Here is a 284-nt window from a genome sequence, read left to right as displayed (position 1 = left end):
AGAGGGCCAGCACGTTCAGCCCCAGAGTGATCACGAAGAGCGTCAGGCCGAGGGCGAAGGCCACGAGGGTTTCGGGACTGGCGAAATCCGTGTCGCCGGTCAGCTGACTGACGATCTTGACGGTCACGGTGGTCATCGCCTCGAACGGGTTGAGGTCGAGCTTGGCCGCCGCCCCTGCCCCGAGCACCACGATCATGGTCTCGCCGATGGCGCGCGAGGCCGCCAGCAGGATCGCCCCCACGATGCCCGGCAGGGCGGCGGGTACGACGACCTGCTTGATCGTT

1 pseudogene is annotated in these 284 nt (G+C 67.3%); it reads right to left on the bottom strand.

Going from position 1 to position 284, the window contains the following annotated elements:
- Positions 1-284 (bottom strand): annotated as a pseudogene (locus E0702_RS16935) (phosphate ABC transporter permease subunit PstC); the annotation flags it as partial.

This window comes from Halomonas marinisediminis, from assembly GCF_004347715.1.
Classification (GTDB): Bacteria; Pseudomonadota; Gammaproteobacteria; order Pseudomonadales; family Halomonadaceae; genus Halomonas; species Halomonas icarae.
This window is presented reverse-complemented; position numbering and strand designations above follow the sequence as displayed.